Below are 22,354 nucleotides of genomic sequence, written 5' to 3'. Positions count from 1 at the left end.
CGCGACCCGGGATGGTATAAGAAACTCAAACAGCCAGCGTCCCTAACGCTGCGCCCCGACAAGCGCCAAAGCCTCCTGAACTTCGTTTTCCCCAACGATTCGAGGCGCTTGCGATCTGGCACAGCCGCCATGGCCGTATCCCATCCTGAAGGGTCACCTTACCAGAACGGGGCCTTGCTTACAAGAAAAATACCAAATTTATGGAATGGGGCGGAAAAACAGGAAAAAAAAGAGTCTTGGGGAAAAACTTTCTTGCGGAAAGGTTCTCCCCCCAGGCTCCCCTTCAAAATATTTTTAGCAATGGCAAGGTGTTACCAATCTCGAGCCGTATTCGTTGAAAAATTGAGGAAGGGAAGAGCGCGAGAGGGGAGAACCCTTTTTAAAGGGTTTCCCCTCTCGCATTTTCTTCGCCTCTAAAACTGGAAATAAATAAACGGCAGAACGCCGTCCGGGCCGAGCTTGAGGATCAGCGTCGCCGCGATGCCGAGGGCCAGTCCCTGCAGCGGCATGGGCAGCCATTCGAAGCCCCGGCGAAACACGTCCCGGCCCGACCAATTGAGAAGCTGCACGGCCAGGACGAGCCCCACCAGCACCAGACAGGTGGGCCGGAATCCCGCGCCCGAGGGGTCCCAGGCCGCGATGCGTCTCAGGATGTCCACGGCCTTGCCCGCATCCTCGGCCCCGAAAAAGACCCAGGCCACCGTGACGTAGGAAAACGTCGTCAGCCAGCAAAGCGTCGCCCAGGCCATGCCCGAAGCGGTGGGACCCGACGGCGGCAGGATGCCCGCCGCCGCCCGGGCCGCCGCCCGGCCCTTGCGGTATTCCATGATCAGGTGGTTGCCCACCAGCCCGAAGCCATGGATGAAGCCCCAGACCAGAAAATTGTAGGCCGCGCCGTGCCACAGGCCGCCAAGGCCCATGGTGGCGATCAGGTTTACGAATTTGCGCGTGCGGCCCTTCCGGTTGCCGCCAAGGGAAATATAGAGGTAATCGCGCAGCCACACGGAGAAGGTGATGTGCCAGCGCCGCCAGAAATCGCGCAGGGACTGGGAGATGTAGGGCGCGTTGAAGTTGTCCGGCACGTTGAAGCCCATCAGCAACGCGATGCCCTGGGCCAGATCGGAATAGCCCGAAAAGTCGCAGTAGATCTGGGCGGAGTAGGACAGCACCCCGACCAGCACGGCGGCCGAGGAAAACCCTTCGGGCGCGCCGAAGGTCGCGCGCACGATATGCTCGGACAGGTAGCTCGAGATGATGATCTTTTTGATGAGCCCCCGGGTGAGCAGGTAAAAGGCCCGGGTGAAATCCACCGGCTCCACTTTGTTGTTTTTGAGCTGGGGCAGAAAATTGCCGGCCCGCAGGATGGGCCCGGACAGAATGGTCGGGAAAAAGGAGATGAAGCAAAAGACCTCGATCAGGCTGCGCTCCACCTTGGCCGGCTCCCGGTAGACGTCGATGGCGTAGGACATGCCCTGGAACGTGAAAAAGGAGATGCCGATGGGCATGATGACGTCGAGCAGGGGCACGGGATTTTCGACCGATACGCTGCGGAAGAGCCAGTCGGCGGAGATGTAGAGCATCTCGTAATACTTGAAGAAAATGAGCATGCCCAGGGAAAACGCCACGTAGAGGATCATGCAGAATCGTCGGAACCGCAGGTCGGAGGTCTCGGCGAAGACCACGGCGAAAAACCAGGTCAGGAAGCTGAAGACCAGAAGGATCAGCAGAAACTTGGCGTTGAACGAGGCGTAAAAGACGTAGGACGCCAGGAGCAAAAACACCCTGTAGGGGGCGGCCCAGCGGCGCAGGATCCAGTTGAGCGGCAGTATCGCCGCGAAAAACAAGGCGAATTCAAAGCTGGTGATGTTCATCGCGGGGTCTGCTTAATCTCCGGAAAATAGGCCCAAAGTGTGGCGCACGCTAGCGTCGCCGCCGCCAAAAGGCAACCGGCTTTACCGGCCTCGGACAACGGCGTCAGCGAAGTGACGCCCTGCCTCTTCGACAAAATACAATAATTCAAGATAGTAAGTAAAAGACAGTTTCGGCCCGAGCCTTGCATTTCCACCGGCCAAGCCCCGGCCGGACGATCCGGACGGCGGCAAACCACCCTCACCGCCATGCCAGACGCCACGACAGACGCCATGCTTCCGACACGTTTCCGGATCGGCAAGAGCCTGTTTTTTCTGGCCGCACTCGTGGCCATGCTCTGCGGCGCGCCCAGCGCGCCGTACTGCGACCCTGTTCCAGCGCCACGGCCGGCCGGCGACGATTCCCTGCGCACCCTGGTGGCGTCCCTCGACCTTACGCCCAACGCCCCGCAAGCCGCCGCCAAACCGGATCTGCACGCCGTGCGGGAAACCGTCGCGGCCTACCAGGTGCGTCTGACCGTGGACAAGGAAGCCACCCATCCGCTGTCCGGTCCGGTGGCCGTCAACGAAGACCATCACCTCGGCGGCCCCGGCCGCCGGTTGCGGCTGGTAACCCTTGCCGCCCTTGATCCCCCCGCGCCCGAGCCGGCGAAGGCCGCTCCCGCCGCCAGGCCGGCTCCGATCCCGCGCCAGGTCGCCGTCAAGAAGACGACGTCGCCCGCCCCCGCTCCGGTCGCGAAGGCCGCCGCGCCGCGCCCGTCGCTGGGCATCGCCCCCGGGCGTTCGGTGCTCGTGGCCGGGGATTCGCTGTCCATTTTCCTGGCCAATGCCCTGCGCCCCATGCTGGCCGGCCGCCCCGGCACCAGCTTTACCGCCCGGGGCAAGGTTTCGAGCGGTCTGGCCAGGCCCGATTTCTTCGATTGGGAACGCGAGATGGCCGCCCTGGCGAAAGCCAAGCCCGATACCGTGGTCATCATGATCGCCGCCAACGACGACAAGACCATGACCCGGCCGGACGGAAAGAAGGTGGCCTTCGGCCGTCCGGGCTGGAACGCGGAATACGCCAGGCGGGTGCGCCGGCTGGTCACGCTGGCCCGAAGCCACAACCCGGCCGCCCGCATCTACTGGGTGGGCTCGCCGGTCATGGCCAATCCCCGGCTCAATGCCGACGTGGCCGCCATCAACGCCGTCATCGCCAAAGAGATCGCCGCCCTGCCCGGCTGCCAATACGTGGACGTCTGGCGCACCCTGGCCGACGCGTCCGGGCATTACGCCAGGACCCTGCCCGCTCCGGGCGGCCCGCGCACGGCCCGCACCCCGGACGGCGTGCATCTGACGCCCTACGGCGCGAAGCTGCTGGCCAATGCCGCCCTGACCTCCATGAGCCCGGCCGTGGCCCAGCTGGATCGGCCTTGACGGCTTTACCCACCTTTCGGCCCATGCTAGACCCCGGACATGGAAGAATCGCTTTTGCGCGAGATTCTCGCGGTCCAAAAGGAAATCCTGGCCGAGGTGCGCCTTATGCGCCAGGCCCTCGTACCGCGCCTGGCCGCCACCGGACAGCGCCGTAGCGCGCCAGCCGCCACGCCGCAGCCGAAGCCGGTCCCCGAGACGACCGCCCCGATCCCGCCAGCCCCGGAAGCCGCGCCGCAGACGACGGCGCAACAGCCCCAGCCCGCCCAACCGGCGGGGTCCATGCTCACCCTCGACGAGCTGACCGATCTCGGCGGCCAGTTCCTGGAGCCGGGACAGCTGTCCCGGGGCCCCAAGGTGGCTCCGGTGGAAGCGGCGGACCTGCTGCGCGACATCAAAGCCAAAAACCGGGCCAAGCGCGGCGCTTTCGCGGAATTCGAGAAATTCGGACGCGGACGCTGACCATGGTCACGCGTCCTCGCGCAAACGCCCCACGCGGGCTGCTCCTACGCCTGGCAATATGTCTGGCCGTGCTGGCGGCCCTCGCCTCCTGCGCCCCCACCCAGGCCCCCGGACCGGCGCATGCGGGAATCGATGCCGCGCCCGCCCCGACGCCGACGGTGGCCACGGGCGACACGACCGCGGCGCCTGCCGTCCCCGCCATCTCCGGCCCGGCAACCGCATCCGAACCGCCATCCGCGCCCACTCCGGCTCCAAGCCCCGCGCCGGCCGTGATCAACGCGGGCGGCTGGACGCCGCTCGTCGGCAGGCTCGCCGCCGACGGGCTGGACAAGGCAACCCTGGCCCGGACGTTCTCCGATGGCGCGGTGACCTATTCGCCAGAAATCATGGCCCGCAAGGTCGACGCCATGGTCCGAAAGAAATTCGAGCCCCGGCCCAAGCCCAGCCACAAGACCCTGACCCGCAGCAATTACCGCCATTTCCTGTCCCCGACCATCATCGACGCCGCCGCGCTGTTCGTGGGCGAACACAAGGCCGCCTTCGACAAGGCCGAACGCGAATACGGCCCGCCGCCGGAGCTTATCGCCGCCTTCCTGGTGGTCGAGACCAACCTCGGCTCCTTCCTCGGCAACCGCGACGCCTTAAGCGTCCTGGCGAGTCTGGCCCGCAGTTCGCAACTCGACCAGATCGCCCCGTACATGAAGACGCTGCACGGCGATTCGGACCGCGCCGCCTTCGCCGCCGAAGCCGCCAAGGACCGGTCCCAGTGGGCCTACCAGGAACTCGCGGCCCTTTTGCGCTACGCCGCCGCCAAGAAACAGGCCCCGGCCGCCATCCCTGGCTCCATCTACGGAGCCATCGGCATCTGCCAGTTCATGCCCTCCAATGCCCTGCGCTACGGCGTGGACGCCGACGGCGACGGGGTCATCGACCTGTTCTGCCCGAGCGACGCCATCGTGAGCGTGGCCAGCTACCTGCGCGGCCACGGCTGGAAACCCGGCATGACCGAAGCCGAAACCAAAGCCGTGGTCTACGCCTACAACCACAGCGACCTCTACGTGCTCGCCGTCATGACCGTGGCCGACCGCATCGGCGCACGGTTGCGATAAAGAGTTTGGGGGAAACCTTTCTGAAGAAAGGTTTCCCCCAAGCCCCCTTCCGAAGACTTTTCATAATGACGGCGTGTTATCCGAATACGCCTCGTCACAATTAGAAAATTTAGGAAGGGGAGAGCGCGAGAGGGGCTACTGCCCTTTTTAAAGGGTTTCCCCTCTCGCATTCTCTTATCCTCTTCTTAAGGATTTGGAATAGAGAAAAAAAGTGGGTTTGGGCGGCGGCTTTCGGCCAGAAAGCTGCCCTCGAAGTAGCCCTGGCTGAATCCTGTGCGGTAGCCGGCGGCGTAGGCGCCGCCCCGGGACAGCTTGGACACCGGGGAATAGGCCGAGCCCATTTGCATGCTGGCCCGGATCAGCATGTCGCGGCGTCTGGCCTCGAGCCCGGCAATGGCGGTCCAGACGGCTTGGCGGCGATCGACATACGTGTCCGCGGCTCCGGTGACGGCATTGGGCCCGCCCACGAAGATGTAGGTCACAAGACCGATGATGCCGATGAGGATCACGATATACTTCACCTGGGCACCGTCCGGGTAGGGCGACGACGCAACCGGCCCCATGCCGGTTACACGCGACATTCCTTGATGTTCCTTTCGACGGACGAGGCGGGCATCTTTAGCCGGTCGTGAAAAAAGCCGGCGAAAGGACTGGGGGAAAGCGGCGTTTACGCCCCGGCGGCAGTCAGCCCGTGCTTTTTGAGCAGGGCGTAGAGTCTGGAGCGCGAAAGCCCCGACACGTCGAGCATGCGGGAGATGTCGCCGGCGTATCGGCCGGTCAGGGCGCGCAGGTAATCGCCCTCGCCCTTGTCGCGGAATTCGCGAAACGGCGGGAGATTCCCGGCCAGGGGCATTCCCCCGGCCATGGGCCAGGGCGTGGTGGCCGCGGCGGCCCGGGCGGAAACCCGGTTCCGGGCGACGCAGACCCGGATGTGCAGGGGCAGATGCACGGGCAGCAGCACCTCGTCGCCGCCGGCCAGGGCCAATGCGCCGTCCATGGTGTTTTTGAGTTCCCGAACGTTGCCGGGCCAGGGGTAGGCGAGCAGAGCCCGGGAAAAATCCTCGGAAAAGACCCGGGGCGCGCCCCCGAACCTTTCCGCCGCCTCGACGGCGAAATGGTCGGCGAATTCCAAGATGTCCTCGGGATGTCCGGCCAGAGGCGGCAGTTCGATGCTCACGCCCTGCAACCGGAAGAGCAAATCTTCCCGGAACATTCCCTGGCGCACCATTTCCGGCAGATCCTGGTTGGTGGCGGCCACCAGCCGGAAATCGCAGGCCGCCTCCTCGAGCCCGCCCACGGGGCGCACCCGGCGTTCCTGGAGCACGCGCAAAAAGGCCTTTTGCACCGAGAGCGGCATCTCCGCCACTTCGTCCAAAAAAAGCGTCCCGCCATGGGCTCGCAGCAACACGCCTTCCCGACGCCGGTCCGCGCCGGTGTACACGCCCTTTTCCGAACCGAACAACACGCTTTCCACAATGCCCGCCGGCAACGCCGCGCAGTCCACCACCACGAACGCCCCGTCCCGGCGAAGGCTGCCCTCGTGGATGGCCCGGGCGAAAAGCTCCTTGCCGGCGCCGGTGGGGCCGGTCAGCAGCACGTTGACGTCGCTCGGGGCGGCCTTGGCGGCCTGATCCAGGCATTGGGCCCGTTTGGCGTTGTCGCCGACGATGCCCGCGAAACGAAAGCGCGATACCGGCTTGGCCGTATCCCGGCCCCGACGCCGATGCTCCATGGCGCTGACCAGGGGCGCGGTCATGGTTTTCACCGACGGCGGCTTCTCGATGTAGTCCCACGCGCCCTGGCGCATGGCCCGTTCCGCGCCGTCCGGGTCGCCCCAGCCGGTGATGACGATGACTTCGGGATTCGACGGGGTGCGGCGGATGTCGCCGATGGCGTCGAGGCCGTTGCCGTCGGGCATGCGCACGTCGAGAAAGACCACATCCACGTCCCGGTCTCCGGCCCGGCGCAACCCCTCGGACAGGGTGGCGGCCATCTGGGGCGCGTGGCCAAGCCGTGTGACCACCCTGGCCAGGGCGTCGCGTATGGTCTGATCGTCGTCGATGATGAGCACGTTGCCCAAGGGCTGCCTCCGCTAAACCGCCGCAGTGCCTGCGGCATTCCTGCGCCCTTGGTTGAACATCCCGACCCGGCCTGTCAAGAGCGTCGACCGGGATGGCGCGGGGAACGCCCTGGCGTTCCCCGCGCCACTTGCCGACGCCTCAAACGTGCGCGCCTACGGCTGGGCTCCCGCCCGAGGCGTGCCGGCCAGCCCGAAATCGTTCGGCGGCACCGTGTTGTTCACATTGAGCGCCCGGGCATTCTCCAGACTCGCCTTGGCGCAGGCGTCATCGCCAAGGCGCATGCAGGCAATGCCCAGGTTGTAGTAGGCGTAGCTCAGGTAATCCACGCAAAGCCGCTTGGTCACGGCCTGGGAAAGCATGGCCGCCGCCGCCGCGTTGTCGCCGGCAACGAGCAGGTCCGTGCCGCGCATGAAAAGGTCCATGCCCTCCCGGCCCGAGCAGCGCCACCACGCCTTCTTGTAGTGTTTGCCCCGGACCGCCCGGCCGACCGTGCGGCCGCCCATAGCCACATATTCCGCCCGGTCGATCTTGCCGTCCTTGTTGAGGTCGATGACGCCGTAGCGCACCAGCGTCAGTCCCGAGTTGAAGACCACCATTTCCTCGTAAACAATGAAACCGTCCTTGTTTTTATCCACATTTTCAAAGGGCGGCTTCTTCCAGGCCATGGCCGCATCGGCCAAACACAGCACAAAGAACGCAACAAGCACCGCAAGCGCACGCTTCATGGGACGATCCTCCTTGCTGTTTCGGGTCCAGCCTTCCCAATACATGAAACGGCGATTTTGTGCAGGCGTTTTACGACAAGGCATAAAAAAAGCCGGACCAGGCCCGCCTCAGGCCGCCGAGAAAGGCCCGATTGCCGCGTTGCTTCCAAAACTCCAAACCCTCGCGTAGTGATCTACGCGTCGGCCTTGGACTTTTCTTGCGCCTTGCACGCGAACCTTCTCAGCGGCCTGATCCACTTGGCTTTGTCGACAAGCCCGCCTTGCCCGGGTGATCTTGCGTCGTCAGTTGACGACCGGCGCATGGGCGCCAAGTCCGGCCAGGGTCTCGGGCCGGGTAAGCTCTTCGTTCGTGAGCGCGACGTACTTGTCGATCACCGAACGCCACAGGGCGTAGCCTTCCGGGCGCAGATGCACGCCGTCGGAGGTGAGGCTCGCATTGAGCGCCCCGTTGACGACGAAATGGCTGTGGAGATCGATGTAGATGCAGTGGGGCATCTCGGCGCAAAGGGCCTTGAGCCCGGCGTTGAGCTCCACGATCTTGTCATTGGACAGGTCCGGCCGGTTGACCACCGGCAAAACGCTTTGCACGAAAATGAGCGTCTTTGGCGAGCCCTGGCCGATGCGGCGCAGGATTTCCCGGTAACGGGCCAGGATGCTGGCGTTGGGGCTCCACAATTCGTTTATGCCTTCCAGAATAAAGATCTTTTCCGGCCGCATCCGCACCACCGGCGAAAGGCTCTTGAGGATCTTGGCCGTGGTGTTGCTCACCGCGCCCTTGTTGATCACGCCCTCGAACCCGTCCACGTAGTTCCAGCCGACCGTCTGGCTCCCGCCCAGAAAAACCGTCTTGGTCCATGCCTCGGAGGCGCCGAAAAAAAGAAGCGCCGTAAAAACGACGCTGATCCGGAACCATGCCGCAACCATTTCTCCCCTCTCCTTGCACATAAGAATTCCCCCGTTCGTGCAACACGAACACGGCCGGCCAGGTAGCACGAGCCGGGAAAATTGAAAAGAGTCCGGGGACCTGCGGCAAACGAGGAAACCCTCGTTGCAAACGGTCATTGCCCTGGCCGCGATTTCTATTGTAGGAAAAGTCCACCGGGTCCCGCATCCGGCCTGTCGTACCAATCCATAACCGAAGCGCGTCCGTTTTCCCTCCGACAACCAACGGATCGCATCGTCGTGAGCCCCACCATGACCGCGCACAAGCAGTCCCGCCGTCTCATGGAAGAAGCCATCACACAACGCTCCCGCTGTTTTCTGTCGCTCCCCCAGCCCGTCACGGGCCTTGCGGAGCTTAACTGCGCCATCCTGGATTTCTCGCCGCGCGGACTCGTTCTCGAAAGCGTGGGCAAGGCCGCGACCGGTCCCCACTGGGTGGGCCTGGACGTGAAAGGCTATTTCCGGGTGGTGCTGCGCAACGGCAGCCTGGACGAGGATTTCTACACCTTCGACAGCCGCATCCGGGCGGCGGCCACGGGAAGGACCGGCCAGGCCAAACTGCGTCTCGTCGAACCGGAAAAGTTCGTCTTCGGCCAGCGGCGCAAGAGTCTGCGGGTGGAGCCGGAGCTGTCGCGGCTGCACAAGGCCTTTTTATGGCGCTACGACAAATGCCGGGGCTTTGCCCTGGACGCTCCGGCCGTCAAGGGCAGCGATTTCCAAAGCGGCCTGGCCCGGCTGGCCGACATCTCGGCCGGGGGCATGCGCTTGGTCCTGCGCGCGCCGCTTATCCGGGAACGGGAGATGGACATGGCCACGGGCGACCGGGTGGTGGTGCACCTCCAGTTCAACGAACCGCGCGTGACGGGATCGCACGAATTCTGGATGGTGGCCCGCATCCGCCATGTGGCCGTGGACCGGGTCAGCCGCGACCAGTTGTTGGGCCTGGAATTTCTGGCCGACGGCACGATCGACGCCAAGGCCGGCAAGCTCCGCTGGCTGCCGGTCAAGGACCACGTGATCGCCGGCCTGACCGACATCTTCTACCAGTGGCACCTGGACAAGCACCGGGAAAAGCTCGGCGGGAACGCCGTGCCCGTGAAATAGACGACGGCTCGCGCGGAGACGGCCGGTCCCCGCGCGCCCGGCCTCAGACGGCCTCCTCCCGGGCCTGGCGCGCCTGGCTACGCAGGTCGCGAAGGCTCATGCCGCTTGCGGCCAGGCTCCACAGCCCCGCCAAGGTCAGCGGCAGATACTGCAGCAAATGCATGGCCAGCCCCACGGCAAAGGCCCGGTCCCGGTCCACCCCGAACCAGCCGAGGGCCAGCACCACCGAGGCCTCGTACACGCCCATGCCCCCGGGCGCGCCGGGTATGGCGAAGCCGAGGGTGGCCACGGCGAAGACCGTCAGCACCAGCACAGGATCGGCCGGCAGCCCGGCCATCAGGCAAAGCCCCACGGCGTACATGACGGCATAGCCGGTCCAGGTGGCAAGCGTCCAAAGCGCCAGCCGCGCCAGGAAGCCGATCCGCAGGTTGACGGACAAAAATTCCAGGATTTCGGCCGCGAAAAGTCGCAACCCCTCGATCGGGATCAGCCGGGTCAGGGCATGGGCCGCGCCGGGGCGCAGCCGCAAAAGGGCCAAAAAGCACCAGCCCCCGCCCACCACGGCCAAAAGCGGATACAGCACCATCCCCTGGCCGAGCAGCGCCGCCACGGCCGCGCCAAGGACGAGCAAGGCGTTGAGATCGAAAAACCGCTCCCAGAAGACGGCCTCGAGGGACCGGCCCAGGGACACCTTCGCTTCGCGGCGCAGATACAGCGCCTTGGCCATTTCCCCGAGCCTGGCCGGCAGCACGTTGTTAAGCGCCACGCTCATGAGGCAGGCCCGCACACCGGTCGCCCGGTCGACGCGGTCGGCCATGAGAAAACGCAGCCGAAGCCCCGGCGGCACGGCCCCCAGCAAGGGCATGACGGCATACAAGGCCACCGCCCACAAGTGAAAGGATGCCAACGCGCGCCAAAGGCCGCGCAGGTCGACGCCCCACAGGGCCCAAATCAAACAGCCCGCCACAAGGGCGATGCGCAGCGTCAGGGAAAGCACGCGTTTCATGAAACCACCTTGTAAAAAAAGCCATGGGAACGACGGGTTCCCATGGCTTTTTTACGCGGACGAATCAAGCCGTAGACTACTTCTTCGGCAGCGAGGCGTAATAGGCGGCCAGATCGGCGATATTCTCGTCCGACTGTTTTTTCATGATGAAAATCATGGCCTTGTTGGCGCCCTTGCCTTCCTTGAAGGCCTGCATGGCCGCGGTCAGCGTAGCCACGTCCTTGCCGTTGAGGTCACCTTTGCTCTTGTGGCAGGCACAGCCCTTGGCCAGCTGTTCCCCCTTGGCCGCATCCCCGGCGGCCAGCGCCGCCGCAGCCGCGCCGCACAGCACCAGCGCGAAAAAAAACACCGCGATTCGTTTCATGCTGCCTCCTTGGCATCCGTATGCATCCCCGCCCTGCCAGTGCGGACAGGGGCCATTGCCATACATACCCCAACGCAAAAAAAATGCAATCGTTGCCGCTCGTTTCCCTTGCACTTCACAAATAATTGTTGCAATTCCCCCATCCCAAGGTAGGCTCTCCAGTCGAGGTCATCCGCTTTCAAAGGAACAGCCAATGTTTGCGCGCACCGTTCTCGTCATGTTCGCCACCCTGGCCCTTTTCGCCTGTTCGCCGGCCACTTCGGACAACGCCGTGCGCCAGTCCCTAAACGAACATCCCGACATGGTCCTCGATGCCCTGGCCAAGCAGAAACAAGAGCTCTACGCCCTTGTCCTGGCCGGCCAGCAGGAAAACCAGGACGCCGCGCGGCTGGCCCAGGTGGACGCGGAGCTCAAAAAGCCCCTGTCCCCGGTCATCGATCCGGCCCGGGCCATGCGCGGTCCGGCGACAGCCCCCATCACGGTGGTGGTCTATTCCGATTTCCTGTGTCCCTACTGCGCCCGGGGCGCCGCGACCCTCAAGAAATTCATGGAGCGCCATCCGGACTCGGTACGGGTGCTCTTCAAGCATTACGCCACGGACGACCTGTCCCGGCAGGCGGCCCTGCTCTACGAGGCCCTGGCCGCCCAGGACCCGAAGCTGGCCTTCGCCTTCCACGACGCGGTCTTCGCCGCCCAGCAGGAGATCGAGCAGGCCGGCGAGCCGGCGCTCTACGCCCTGGCCGTCAAGCTTGGCGCGGATATCCCCAAGCTCAAGCGCGATCTCAAAAATCCCGCCCTGGCCAAACGCATCGACGACGATGTGGCCGAGGCCCGGGCCTTCGGCATCGAAGCCACGCCGACCTTCCTGGTCAACGGCGTTTCGGTGCGCGGCGCGGCCCCGCTCGAGGATTTCGAAAACGTGCTGCGCAAAGTGGCTCCCAAGGGCGGCGAGGAAGCCCCCTGCGACACCTGCAACAAAAAGAAGAAGCCGTAACTTCCTGCGCGCAGGAACCGGGAACCCGATGCCATGCCGACTGTACTTTTTCTTCGCATCTTCCGCCCGACGGCCCTCGTCTGCCTGCTGACCCTGGCGGCCACGGCCGCCCTGGCCGAGTCCCCGCAGCAGGCCGGCCGCCCCGACGAGGCGACCCTCGTGGTCATGTTGGACGACGTCATCAAGTATTACGACGAGACGCGCCCGTCCGACGGCCGCATCGTGGCCATGCTCCAGACCTATGAAAAGGACAAGGACGCGGCGGAATACAAAAAGCTCCGCTTCCTCTTCGACACCCACCAGAAGGTCACGACCAGCCTCAACAACCTCGTCGACATCCTCTACATCTCCCTCAAACGCGGCCAGACGGACGATGCCGAGGTCAACCAGTACATCTACAGCCGCAGCAAGAACATCATCACCTTCCTCAACAACATGGTCTATTTCCTGACGGCCCGGAACCAGGAAATCGAGCTTCCCGCCGCCTCCGACGTGCAAAAACTCTACGAAACCTATCTGGTGCGGCTGACCACCCTGCTCTACGAACTCAACAAGTCCCTGGCCCACTTTCAAAAATAGCCGCGCGCCCGCATCCCGCGCCGTAAAAAAAGGCCGCGTCCCGAAGGATGCGGCCCTTTTGACTTGCAGCGCGGCAATGTGATTACGCGTTGTGGTCCGTGAGCGCACACGGCGGCTTTCCGCCAGGGCGCCTGCTCGAGGCCACCGGCAAAGGCGACGGGGTGGTCGCCGCCGGAAAGGCCGACAACGAGATCCGCCCTACCGTCCCCCCCCGGGGCGTATCCCTATTTGGCCACCTCGACCTGAAGCGCCTTGGCCGCTTCCGCGATCTTGGCCATGGCCGCCTTCTGGGCGTCGGTGTCCAGGCTTGCGGCCAGGCCCTGGGCCGCGGCGGCAAAAGCGGCCAGGCGATCGGCCTGCATCTGTTTGTGGATCTGGGCCGGCAGCTTGTCGAAGGACGCGACCTTGGCGTCCAGCGCCGCGACCTTGGCGTCCAGCGCCGCCATTTGCGTCGTCACACCCGCAACCGACGACAGTTTGGCGTCCAGGGCCACATAGACTCCGCAGGCCAAGATCACGGCCAGCAACGCGATGACAAGCCCGGCCCGGGCCGATGTGGCGGTTTCCCTGGCCTCGACGGCCGGGCTGTCGGCCTGGCTTCCCATGACGTCGCCGTACAGAGCCCGGACTTTCTTTTCCGTACCAAGCATAGGCGTCTCCTTCCCTGGGAAAAAATTTTGTTACGTCCCAAGCTAGCGCAAAGCCCGGCAGGGTACAATGCAAATGGCCCCCAACATGCCGTGTCCTTGGGATTTTTTTCTCATTTTCAAACGCATTTCTCCCCTGAGCGCTCAGTCGATTCCGCCCAAAGCGGGCCCTTCCCGAAAAAGTGACGCGAACTGGCTGGTTTTGGGCCGGTTCCCATGGACTGATCCGAATTGTGGGCGGCACGGGAAGCCGCCGCAAAACGGGAGGCCCGAACATGATCTTGCGCTGCCGACTTTGCCACGCCGCCATCGCCGCCTTTGACCCCGCCGACCTCACTCCGCCGCTGACCGGCGCCGTGTTCGGCCCCCTGGAGCCCGGCTTCCCACCGCCCTTTGATCCCGAGGCGTCCTTTGACGACGCCCGTTGTCCCTTCTGCCGCCACCATCCCCAGGGCTACGCCCCGGACAGCCGCGACAGCCTCGAATCCGACCGGGGCCCCCTGCCCGTCGGGCAGCCCGCCATCCGCCGGGAAGCCGGGAAGCGCACCCGCAAGGGAGGAAAATAATGGCCGAATCCACGCGTTCCCACGAGCTGCTGCCCCCGGCCGACCGGCCGGAACTGGTCGGCCGGCGCGTCTTCGAGCTGCTCCATGCCGTGGTCACGGACAAGGTGCGGCTGGGCCTGGCCGACAAATGGACCGCCAACTACCGCCTTGGCCGCAACCGGGCCTGGCGGGGGGGCGCGCGCCCCGGGGTGCCGCTGGTCAGCGCCAACCTGCTCCACCTGCACCGCCAGCGCACCGTCAACATGCTCACCGACAACAACCCCACCTTCAACGTCAACCGGGTGGGCCCGGCCGGCGACGAAGAGCTTTTCCGGGCCCTGGAGCGCGCCGCCGCCTGGTGGTGGACCGAGCAGGAACAGCAGGCCATCTTCGAGCGTTCGGTCATAAACGGCGAGACCTACGGCGTGGCCGTGGAAAAGGTCGTGTTCGACCCGGACCTGGAATACGGCCTCGGCGAAGTGCGCACCGTGGTGGTCGACCCCTTCGCCTTCGGCGTCTACCCCACCTCCTGCCCGGACATCCAGGACGCCGAGGCCGTGCTCCACTTCACCCCCATGAGCCTGCGCGAAGCCAAACGCCGCTGGCCCAAGGCGGCCGGCAAGCTGACCAGCGACGCCGCCCTTCTGGCCCAGCTTGGCGACGGCCGCCGCGAGGCGATTACGGGCGACGGCTCGCGTCAGGGGCTTTTCGGCCGCTTCGGCGAGGTGGTGCGGACCATCGTCGGCGCAAGCGGCGGCGACGGTCCCAGCGACGACGCGACCCTGGTGTGCGAATGCTGGGCGCGCGACTACACCATGGACGGCGACATGCCGCGCTATCCCGGGTTTATTCGCTGCGTCACCGTGGCCGGGGCCGGCGAGGTGGTGCTGTCCGACCAGGGCAACCCCTCCATCAACCCGGAGTTGCAGGAAGCCGAGGCCGTGGCCAGCTACCTTTACGACCGCTTCCCCTTCGCCCTGGCCAATTCGCTCACCGATCCGGCCAGCCTCTGGGGCGCGTCGGATTTCGAGCAGCTCGCCGAGCTCCAGCTCGAGGTCAACAAGTGCCTGTCCCAGCTCACCTACCACAAGGACCGCTGCGCCCGGCCCAAAATCATCAACCCCCGCGACTCGGGCGTGGCCAACGCCGCCTTCACCAACCGCCAGGGCATCGTCAACCCGGCCTCCATGGCCGCCGCCCAGGGCATCCGCTACCTGGAGTTCACCAACAACACCAAGGACATCGAGTCGGTGCTCGGCATCTACCGGGAAATGTTCAGCCAGATCTCCGGTATCGGCGAGATCGAGCGCGCCACGGCCCCCGACCATCCCGTCATCGCCTACAAGGCCATCGCCGCCCTGATCGAACAGGCGGCCACGCTCCTTCGCGGCAAGATCCGCAACTACTCCCGGCTGATCCGCGAACGCGGCCGCATGTTTTTGAGCCACATGCAGAACTGGTACACCGAGGAACGCTGGATCAGCTTCACCGAAAACGGCCGGGCCATGGCCGCCCCCATCCACGGGGCCAAATGCCGCATCCCGGCCCGCCTGACCGTCGTCTCCGGCTCCACCATGCCCGTCTCCCGCGTCCAACAGCGCGAGGAAGCCCTGGCCCTCTACCAGATGGGGGCCATCGACCGCCGCGATCTGCTCGAAAAGCTCGACTGGTCCAGCCGCGCCGGCGTGCTGGAGAGGATGGAAGGGCGTGAGGAGGCGAAGCCCCGAGGGGGCGCCGCCCCCTCGGACTCCCCTGCCGGGGGGAATAATTCCCCCCAGGCCCCCTTTGCCGGAAAGGCCGGGAAGGAGGGTGAGCATGCCGCTGTATGACTTCCGCTGCCGGGTGTGCGGTCGGACGTTCGAGGCCATGGCCCCCATGGACGGAAGTGATGGGGTCTGCGCCTGCGGCGGCACGGCCGAACGCCTCGTGTCCGTGGGCAAGGCCTACCGCGCCGACGCCGACTGGATCGATTCGGTGACCGACGTCGTGGACAAGGCGTCGCCAAGCCCCCATGTCCGCGCCTTTCTGGCCGACCCCAGCCGCGCCAACTACCGGCGTTTTCTGCGCGGCGAAAAGATCCGCCCCATGGAGGCAGGCGAATTTCGCCGCCCCGCGGCCCGAAACGACGCGGTGCGCCGGGAAGTCAGGGAACGCTTCATCGCCAGAAACGGCCTCTAGCGGCCGCTTCCATACGCCGACGGCCCGGCTTCGGCCGGCTCCCGACAACCCTTTAACCCGCAAGGGGAGATATGGACGCCGAACCCCGCACCTTGCCGCAGACGCCCCCGGTCGCGCCAACCGCCGACGCGTCTGCCGCCGACCCGCAGTCGTTTCTCTCGGCCCTGGAAAACCGCCTCGAAGCGCTGCTCGCCTCGCGCCTCGACGCCCTGGAGGACAAGCGCCGCCAGGACGAGCGCGACGCGCTCATGGCCCGTTTCGTGGCCGAGCACCCGGATTACCGGGAACTGGCCGCCTCGGGCGCGCTGGGAGTCCAGAAACGCGCCAACCCGCTGCTGGACGATGCGGGCGCCTACTTCGCCGCCAGGCTCGAGGCCGAGGGACAGGCCCATGACGCCGCACTGGAAAAGGCCCGCCAGGACGCGGCCGCCGAAGGCGAAGCCAGGACCCTGGAGCGCATCCGGACCAAACGCCTGGCCCGCACCCTGAGCCGCGCGCCGTCAGGGGCCGGACGCGGCGAAGGGACCGACCCCGATCTGGCCGCGCCCGAGAAGTTCGGCGGCATCAACGCCGTGCTGGCCGCCCGCCTTTTGGCCCGTCGCCAGTCCGGCGACATCTAACCCAACCAGGGAGGACGCCTCATGTCGCTTTCCATGACCGAAATCGAAGCCATCACCAGCGACTATTTCGCGGCCGCCGGCGGTCGGGCCGTGGACATCTACTTCCGCAATTCCTTCCTCCTCGACCTGCTCATGAACCGACAGGCGGGGCTCTTCGAGCGGCCGGCCGGGGGTGAAAAAATCCGCGTGCCGCTCAACTATTCCGACGCCGAGGGCGGCTTTTTCACCCGCTCCGACACCTTGTCGAGCGACGACCGCGTGTCGGTCAACGCCGCCGCCTTCCATTGGAAGCACGCCTACGGCAACGCCACGGTCTATTTGACCGACGAGGTGGCGGCCAGCGGCGACTACGCGGCCGTGCAGTTCGTGACCCAGAAAATCGAGACCGCCCAGCGCACCTGCTCCAGTTGGCTGGCCTCGACGCTCTATTCCGCCGCCGGCGACGAGGCCCCGACCCTGACCGGTCTGCGGGCGCTGACCAGCACCGATGCGGACAAGGCCTACGGCGGCATCGCCGAAGCCGACCTCGTGGCCGCCGACGGCACCACCCCCTGGAAGGGCGTGACCAACAACGCGGCCGGGACCATGAGCCTCGAAACGCTCCAGGAGCTGCGCAGCGCGGCCAAGGTCTCCGACGGCCGCGACGGCAAGCCCAACGTGGCCGTGACCACCGAGTCGCTCTACAACAAGGTGTCCCGCATCCTCCAGGTGCAGCAGCGTTTCGTCACCGACGACGGCGTGGCCAGCGCCGGCTTCACCCACCTCGTCTACGAGGGCATGGTCCTGGCCGCCGACGACTACTGTCCGGCCGGACACTGCTTCGCCGTCAACACCAACTACCTCGGCTTCGCCATCCACCAGAACGGCTTTTTCGCCCGCCAGCCCTGGGTCGACCTGGCCGGGCCGGCCGGACGCTCCATGAAGATCCTCTGGCACGGCAACCTGATCTGTTCCAACCGCAAGGCCCACGCCTGCCACTCCAACCTGTCCTAGGCGCCGACACCCCAATTCTTCAGGAGGAAATGATGGCCCAACCCATGAAGCTCTCCTTCACCCAGGACGTGGCCGAGACCTCGCCGGCCAAACGCGAGACCATCGGCGCGCTGCGCATCACCGCCGACGGCCGCAAATTCCGCTACGCCAAGGCCGGCGCGTCGGCCCTGGCCGCCGGCAGCCTCGGCATGGCCCCGGCCGCCGTGGCCGCGCACCAAAACCTTGCCGCCACCGAAGCCGCCGTCGGCGACCGGGTCGTCTCCCTGACCGTGGGAACGGCGGCCGTGGCCGAAAACGCCTACGAGGACGGCTTCCTCCAGGTGGCCGACGCCTCCGGCCAGGGCCGGCAGTATCGCATCCTCTCCAACACCGCCTGCCCCGCCTCGGGCACGGTGATCCTCACCCTGGCCGAGCCCGTGCGCGGCGCGCTCACCACCGAATCCAAGGTCTCCCTTGTGCCCTCGCCCTGGGCCGGGGTCACGGCCTCGGCTACCGAGGAGAACCTGCCGGTCGGGGTCACGCCCTGCGACGTGCCGGCCGGACACTACTACTTCGCCCAGACCGGCGGCGTGGGCTGTTGCCTGGCCGGCGGCACGGCCGAAGTGGGCAGCATGCTGGTGCCCGGGGCCACGGCCGGCAGCCTCACCGCCATGAACGCCACCCTGGACACCGACCAGCCCGTGGCCGGCGTGGCCTTTGGCGCGGCCTTTACCGCCGGGCTGTGCCAGCCCTGCTTCCTGACCTTGGACTAGCCCCCGCGCGCAAAAGACGATTCTGGAGGATGTGATGGCGCAAGCGCAACTCTCCCTGCCCCGGGCTGCGGCCGAAGGACGGAAAAACGCCTGCCCCGACACCGTGGCCGGGCTTATGGCCGAGGTGGCCGACATCGTCGGCGATCCGGCGGTCGGCGAGAGCGAAATCCTGCGGGCCCTCGGGCGCGGGCTCATGGCCGCCGCCGCCGCCGCCCGGCTGCCGGGGCTCGCCGCCGAGGCGCAACTCCCCTTTCCGGCGGGACAGGGGCATGCCGCGCTGCCGGCGGACATGCAGCACGGCCCCGTTTATGCCTTCCTCCTCCCCGGGCGTAGCCGGGTCCGGGTGGCTCCGGACCTGGCTGCGCTGCGGCGGGAAATCCGCTTCGGCGCGCGCGGGCGCATCCGCTGCGTGGCCGTCGGAGGCGGCCGGCTTTTCGCCCGGCCCGCGCCAACCGCCGACGCGACGCTGACCGTGGGCTACTACCGCCTGCCCGATCCGCTGGTCACCCTGTCCGACAAGCCGGCCTGCCTGCCGCCGCATCTGGCCGGGCCGCTTCTGGTCAGCTTCGCCTGCCGGGAGATCTTCGAGCGCCTGGAGGAAGGGGCCGAGGGCAAAAAGCCCCAGACCGCCGCCTATGCCCGGCGTTTCGAGGCGGCCCTGGCGGAGCTTGTCGCCCTGGCCGGCCCGGCCGTCATCCAGGAGGAGCCGGTGGACGTGCCCGGCTCCTGGGACGGCGGCCTGCCGGTCTTCGGGGAGGACTGGCCGTGAGCAAGAACTTGCGGCTCACCCGCTGCCTGGGCCTTGGCCAGTCGGGATCGCCCCTGTCCCTGGTCTGCGAACCGGACACCGGTCGCTTCGAGCTGGCCCGGGCCGTCAACGTCGAGGTCGTCTCCGGCCGCATCCGCCGCCGTCCCGGCTACGCGGCCATCGGGGAAGCGGGATTCACGACGCTTTTCTCCGACGGCGCGAACCTCTACGGCGCGCGCGAGGGCGGCATCTGGCTGATCCCCGGCCAGGGAGAACCGCGCCTTTTGCGCGGGGACCTCACCCCCGAAGGCCGCGTCGTCTTCCTCACCGTCGGCGACACGGTCTACTTCACCAACGGCTTCGAAACCGGCCGCCTCCGCGACGGCGCGGCCCTGCCTTGGGGCGGAGGAACCTATCCCGGCCCGGACCGGTCCGGCCGTTTCGTCCCGCCGCCGCCCGGCAAGCACCTGGCCCACTTTGCCGGCCGCATCTGGATCGCCTCCGGCAATCTGGTGCGCTTTACCGAAGGGGCCGGGCTCTTCGACTGGGTGGACGGCGTGGCCGGATTCCTGCCGCCGGCCACCGGCCAGGTGCGGTTTCTGCGCGCCGTCGGCGGCGGGCTCTACATCGGCGACGACGCCGGCGTGGTCTTTGCCGCCGGGTACGACCCGAAAAAGGCCATGACCTTCAAGCGGGTCTGCCCCACGCCGCCCCTGCCCGGCAGCGACGCAACCCTGGCCGCCGGTCGCCGCGAGGCCGTGGCCGGACAGACGCTTGCCGGCGACGCGGCCCTTTGGGCCGGAACGGACGGCGTCTACCGGGGCGAGGCCGACGGCCGGGTCACGCGCCTGGCCGCAGCCGCCATCCCGCCGGGGAAGGCCCGCGCCGTGGCCACAAACCGCCGCTACCTGCTCTTCATCAACGCCTAGCAACAACACAAAGGAGCGCCACCCATGGCCCTGCGTCTCTCCACCGGTCTTCGCAACAAGCTGCTCGGCACCGAGGGTTTCAAGACCATCATGCAAAACGGCGTGATCCGCATCTTCCCGGGCGTGCAACCCTCCAGCGCCGACGACGGCGAAAGCGTCTCCCATCTCCTGGAGATCACCGTCTCCTCCGGGACCTTCACCGCCGGTACGGCCGTAAATGGCCTCAACTTCGCCGAACCCTCCGGCGGCTCCTGCGCCAAGGCCTCCTCCGAGGTCTGGTCCGGCGCGGCCGCCACAACCGGCACCGCCGGCTGGTTTCGCTTCTACGCCAACGACATGACCACCGGATCGGATACCAGCCACGCCCGCTTCGACGGCTCGGTCTCCACCTCCGGAGCCCAGCTCAACATGTCGAGCACCGCCATCACCGCCGGCGCCACCACCACCATCGACAGCTTCGTCGTCACCATGCCGGCCTCGTAGGGAGGTGAAGGGAGGAACCGGGGGGAGGGAACTTTTTGAAAAAAGTTCCCTCCCCCCGGACCCCCTACCCTCAAAAACTTTTAAAGAGGTTTCAGAAGGTTACAACTTCAAATTCGGAGAGAAACCATAGGGTTGTCCGCTCATGTGCGCAGAGGATTCCGTCTCCGGGGGGGATGGCCTGCCAGGGACCGGTCCCAAACCTGGATCGCAAGATCAGGACTGGGAAAAATCGGGGCGGAAATCGTTCCCGAACATGGGGCGGAGGGCCCGTGTCAGTGGAAGGTGATCGAGCCGGAAATCACCCCCGCTCATGGGACGCGTGGCCTGGGCCGGTGGGCGGGGTGGAGCGGGCGCGAAGGCGTATTCTTCAAAATATACGCCGCACGCGGCCGCCACACCCCTCCCACCGGCCAACCACCAGATGACCGAATCAAACCAAAGAAGATGAAACCCGGCATCATGCCGGCGGGGAAGGGATCATGTCCGACATCTATCCGCTTTCCATGCACTGCCGCTTCGAAGGCTTTCCCGCCCGCATCCGCGTGACCTGCGGCCAGGCCTTCGACACGGCCCGGGCCACCCCCTATTCCTACGGCAGCCGGGTCACCCTGTCCCAGACGCCCCGAAGCGGCGTGCTCTCCGGGACCCTCACCCCCGGCGAACCCCTGCCGACGCTGGAAACCATCTATTCCGACACCGGCGACGACGACGATTTCTCGCTCAAGCTGGCCCATTACGGCTACGGCCGGTTCTACCTGCCGGACGCGGACGCCTCCCGCTACGCCCTGGCTCTGGTCAAGGGCATCCGGGTCGAGGCCACGGGCGTGTACCGCTCCTTCGAGACCGTGGACGTCTGGGACACGCTGATCCCGGCCGAAACCGACCTGTCGGCCCCCCTTGCCGCGCCGGACACCGTTTATCTCCAGGACGACGACGGCACGGGCCGGACCAGCGTGCTCTGGTATCGCGGGGACATGCCGGCAGGCGGCATCGTGGTGACCGGCACCTTGCAACTCGGCGGCGACGTCGCCCTCCAACTGTAGGAAATCGCCATGGAATCCATCTCCATCTACAGCCGCTCGGGCGATGCCGTCACCATGGTCAGCCCCGACGCCGCCGCGCCGGAACTCTACCGGGACCTGCTTTTCGTACGCCGCTTCAACGATGTCTTCGGCCATGTCCCGGCCGAGGAGGACCGCGTCGTGCGCGCCTCGGGCGAAGTCTTCTACTCCACCTGCGGCTCCTACGAACCCTGGTCCGTGCGCAACCAGATGATCGGCCAGGGCGATATGGTCAACGGCTGCTGGCGGCCCGACCCGAAAAACGCCGTGCCCGAATACGTGGGCGCGCGCTTCGCCCAGCCGCTTAAAGTCACGGGTTTCCAATTCGCCTGCAGCGTCTCCGACGAGCGCATCTACTGCCCCTGCGGCTCAGGCCCCTGCGCCAATCCCACCAGCTTCACCCTGGAAGGCTCCAACGACGAGGTCCACTGGAGCACGCTTCTGGACATGAAGGACTTCACCGGAATGCGCATGGTTTACAAAAGCCCCTACGACGACGAGGATTGCTCCTGGTGGGACCCGGCCGTGTTCCTGTCCGACCGCATGGATATCCCCGACAGCCACTACTTCCTGGCCTACCGCATGGTGATTTCGGACTTCAAGCCGGACATCTACGGCACCTACCTCGTGTCCGAACTCGTGCTCTACGGCACGTTCTGAGTCCGCCGACAATCCTTTTTCCCGAAGGTGACGCCCATGCTGACCCCTCTACCGGAGATACCGGAAGCACCGGATGCCGGCGCGACCGAAC

The 22,354-nt window shown here is 66.2% G+C and carries 25 protein-coding genes; 17 read left to right on the top strand and 8 right to left on the bottom strand.

What is annotated here, in order from left to right:
* Positions 1 to 413: 413 nt before the first annotated feature.
* Positions 414 to 1,871, bottom strand: coding sequence for an MBOAT family O-acyltransferase (locus DESFRDRAFT_RS02325; protein ID WP_005990735.1), 1,458 nt, complete (start codon positions 1,869 to 1,871; stop codon positions 414 to 416).
* 270 nt (positions 1,872 to 2,141) lie between these two features.
* Here DESFRDRAFT_RS02325 and DESFRDRAFT_RS02320 point away from each other — a divergent pair, with 270 nt between their 5' ends.
* The 3 genes from DESFRDRAFT_RS02320 to DESFRDRAFT_RS02310 are packed head-to-tail and all read left to right on the top strand — an operon-like array spanning position 2,142 to position 4,852.
* On the top strand, positions 2,142 to 3,284 hold the full coding sequence (locus DESFRDRAFT_RS02320; protein WP_144004883.1) for an SGNH/GDSL hydrolase family protein: 1,143 nt from the start codon (positions 2,142 to 2,144) through the stop codon (positions 3,282 to 3,284).
* Positions 3,285 to 3,323: 39 nt separating this feature from the next.
* Positions 3,324 to 3,743, top strand: coding sequence for a hypothetical protein (locus DESFRDRAFT_RS02315; protein WP_005990730.1), 420 nt, complete (start codon positions 3,324 to 3,326; stop codon positions 3,741 to 3,743).
* A 2-nt stretch (positions 3,744 to 3,745) separates the two neighbouring features.
* Positions 3,746 to 4,852, top strand: coding sequence for a lytic murein transglycosylase (locus DESFRDRAFT_RS02310; protein WP_005990728.1), 1,107 nt, complete (start codon positions 3,746 to 3,748; stop codon positions 4,850 to 4,852).
* A gap of 185 nt (positions 4,853 to 5,037) precedes the next feature.
* On the opposite strand, the gene DESFRDRAFT_RS02305 is transcribed toward DESFRDRAFT_RS02310, so the two are convergent.
* The 4 genes from DESFRDRAFT_RS02305 to DESFRDRAFT_RS02290 form a co-directional block, all read right to left on the bottom strand.
* On the bottom strand, positions 5,038 to 5,433 hold the full coding sequence (locus tag DESFRDRAFT_RS02305; RefSeq protein ID WP_005990726.1) for a hypothetical protein: 396 nt from the start codon (positions 5,431 to 5,433) through the stop codon (positions 5,038 to 5,040).
* A gap of 86 nt (positions 5,434 to 5,519) precedes the next feature.
* Positions 5,520 to 6,932, bottom strand: a complete 1,413-nt coding sequence (locus DESFRDRAFT_RS02300) for a sigma-54-dependent transcriptional regulator (protein WP_005990724.1) — start codon at positions 6,930 to 6,932, stop codon at positions 5,520 to 5,522.
* Between the two features lie 153 nt (positions 6,933 to 7,085).
* The gene (locus DESFRDRAFT_RS02295) at positions 7,086 to 7,658 is read right to left on the bottom strand and encodes an EF-hand domain-containing protein (protein WP_005990722.1); all 573 of its coding nucleotides are present in this window, start codon (positions 7,656 to 7,658) and stop codon (positions 7,086 to 7,088) included.
* A 282-nt stretch (positions 7,659 to 7,940) separates the two neighbouring features.
* Positions 7,941 to 8,582 (bottom strand): GDSL-type esterase/lipase family protein, encoded by a 642-nt coding sequence (locus DESFRDRAFT_RS02290; RefSeq protein WP_005990720.1) that lies wholly within the window; start codon positions 8,580 to 8,582, stop codon positions 7,941 to 7,943.
* Positions 8,583 to 8,840: 258 nt separating this feature from the next.
* Here DESFRDRAFT_RS02290 and DESFRDRAFT_RS02285 point away from each other — a divergent pair, with 258 nt between their 5' ends.
* On the top strand, positions 8,841 to 9,704 hold the full coding sequence (locus DESFRDRAFT_RS02285; protein WP_233489541.1) for a PilZ domain-containing protein: 864 nt from the start codon (positions 8,841 to 8,843) through the stop codon (positions 9,702 to 9,704).
* 43 nt (positions 9,705 to 9,747) lie between these two features.
* On the opposite strand, the gene DESFRDRAFT_RS02280 is transcribed toward DESFRDRAFT_RS02285, so the two are convergent.
* Both DESFRDRAFT_RS02280 and DESFRDRAFT_RS02275 read right to left on the bottom strand, forming a co-directional pair.
* Positions 9,748 to 10,710, bottom strand: a complete 963-nt coding sequence (locus DESFRDRAFT_RS02280) for a lysylphosphatidylglycerol synthase transmembrane domain-containing protein (RefSeq protein ID WP_005990716.1) — start codon at positions 10,708 to 10,710, stop codon at positions 9,748 to 9,750.
* Between the two features lie 76 nt (positions 10,711 to 10,786).
* Complete coding sequence (locus DESFRDRAFT_RS02275) at positions 10,787 to 11,074, bottom strand: c-type cytochrome (RefSeq protein WP_005990714.1); 288 nt, start codon at positions 11,072 to 11,074, stop codon at positions 10,787 to 10,789.
* Positions 11,075 to 11,267: 193 nt separating this feature from the next.
* Between DESFRDRAFT_RS02275 and DESFRDRAFT_RS02270 the strand changes: the two genes are divergently transcribed.
* On the top strand, positions 11,268 to 12,068 hold the full coding sequence (locus DESFRDRAFT_RS02270) for a DsbA family protein (protein ID WP_005990712.1): 801 nt from the start codon (positions 11,268 to 11,270) through the stop codon (positions 12,066 to 12,068).
* A 33-nt stretch (positions 12,069 to 12,101) separates the two neighbouring features.
* On the top strand, positions 12,102 to 12,647 hold the full coding sequence (locus DESFRDRAFT_RS02265) for a hypothetical protein (RefSeq protein ID WP_005990710.1): 546 nt from the start codon (positions 12,102 to 12,104) through the stop codon (positions 12,645 to 12,647).
* 224 nt (positions 12,648 to 12,871) lie between these two features.
* Here DESFRDRAFT_RS02265 and DESFRDRAFT_RS02260 read toward each other — a convergent pair whose 3' ends face one another.
* A complete protein-coding gene (locus tag DESFRDRAFT_RS02260) occupies positions 12,872 to 13,297 on the bottom strand; it encodes a hypothetical protein (RefSeq protein WP_005990708.1) in 426 nt (141 codons plus the stop codon).
* Between the two features lie 272 nt (positions 13,298 to 13,569).
* On the opposite strand from DESFRDRAFT_RS02260, the gene DESFRDRAFT_RS02255 reads away from it, so the two are divergent.
* The 11 genes from DESFRDRAFT_RS02255 to DESFRDRAFT_RS02205 all read left to right on the top strand — a co-directional run bounded on the left by DESFRDRAFT_RS02255 (position 13,570) and on the right by DESFRDRAFT_RS02205 (position 22,263).
* Entirely contained in the window at positions 13,570 to 13,860 is a 291-nt protein-coding gene (locus DESFRDRAFT_RS02255; protein WP_005990706.1) for a hypothetical protein, read from the top strand.
* Positions 13,860 to 15,668 (top strand): portal protein, encoded by a 1,809-nt coding sequence (locus tag DESFRDRAFT_RS02250; protein ID WP_005990705.1) that lies wholly within the window; start codon positions 13,860 to 13,862, stop codon positions 15,666 to 15,668. Before DESFRDRAFT_RS02255 ends, DESFRDRAFT_RS02250 begins: the two co-directional genes overlap by 1 nt.
* Positions 15,655 to 16,017, top strand: a complete 363-nt coding sequence (locus DESFRDRAFT_RS02245) for a zinc ribbon domain-containing protein (RefSeq protein WP_005990703.1) — start codon at positions 15,655 to 15,657, stop codon at positions 16,015 to 16,017. Before DESFRDRAFT_RS02250 ends, DESFRDRAFT_RS02245 begins: the two co-directional genes overlap by 14 nt.
* Positions 16,018 to 16,088: 71 nt before the next feature.
* A complete protein-coding gene (locus DESFRDRAFT_RS02240) occupies positions 16,089 to 16,637 on the top strand; it encodes a hypothetical protein (RefSeq protein ID WP_005990701.1) in 549 nt (182 codons plus the stop codon).
* 21 nt (positions 16,638 to 16,658) lie between these two features.
* The gene (locus tag DESFRDRAFT_RS02235) at positions 16,659 to 17,630 is read left to right on the top strand and encodes a phage major capsid protein (protein ID WP_005990699.1); all 972 of its coding nucleotides are present in this window, start codon (positions 16,659 to 16,661) and stop codon (positions 17,628 to 17,630) included.
* A 32-nt stretch (positions 17,631 to 17,662) separates the two neighbouring features.
* A complete protein-coding gene (locus DESFRDRAFT_RS02230) occupies positions 17,663 to 18,382 on the top strand; it encodes a hypothetical protein (RefSeq protein WP_005990697.1) in 720 nt (239 codons plus the stop codon).
* A gap of 34 nt (positions 18,383 to 18,416) precedes the next feature.
* The gene (locus DESFRDRAFT_RS02225; RefSeq protein ID WP_005990695.1) at positions 18,417 to 19,151 is read left to right on the top strand and encodes a phage adaptor protein; all 735 of its coding nucleotides are present in this window, start codon (positions 18,417 to 18,419) and stop codon (positions 19,149 to 19,151) included.
* Positions 19,148 to 20,059 (top strand): hypothetical protein, encoded by a 912-nt coding sequence (locus tag DESFRDRAFT_RS02220; protein ID WP_005990693.1) that lies wholly within the window; start codon positions 19,148 to 19,150, stop codon positions 20,057 to 20,059. The genes DESFRDRAFT_RS02225 and DESFRDRAFT_RS02220 overlap by 4 nt, the downstream gene beginning before the upstream one ends.
* 24 nt (positions 20,060 to 20,083) lie before the next feature.
* Complete coding sequence (locus tag DESFRDRAFT_RS02215; protein WP_005990691.1) at positions 20,084 to 20,542, top strand: hypothetical protein; 459 nt, start codon at positions 20,084 to 20,086, stop codon at positions 20,540 to 20,542.
* Positions 20,543 to 21,021: 479 nt separating this feature from the next.
* Positions 21,022 to 21,585, top strand: a complete 564-nt coding sequence (locus tag DESFRDRAFT_RS02210; protein WP_005990690.1) for a hypothetical protein — start codon at positions 21,022 to 21,024, stop codon at positions 21,583 to 21,585.
* Between the two features lie 9 nt (positions 21,586 to 21,594).
* Positions 21,595 to 22,263 (top strand): hypothetical protein, encoded by a 669-nt coding sequence (locus DESFRDRAFT_RS02205; RefSeq protein ID WP_005990689.1) that lies wholly within the window; start codon positions 21,595 to 21,597, stop codon positions 22,261 to 22,263.
* The last annotated feature ends 91 nt before the right edge of the window (positions 22,264 to 22,354 follow it).

Origin of the sequence: Solidesulfovibrio fructosivorans JJ] (assembly GCF_000179555.1) — a bacterium.
GTDB lineage: Bacteria > Desulfobacterota > Desulfovibrionia > Desulfovibrionales > Desulfovibrionaceae > Solidesulfovibrio > Solidesulfovibrio fructosivorans.
The sequence above is the reverse complement of the archived record's forward strand: the minus strand, read 5'-3'. Positions and strand labels throughout refer to the sequence as shown.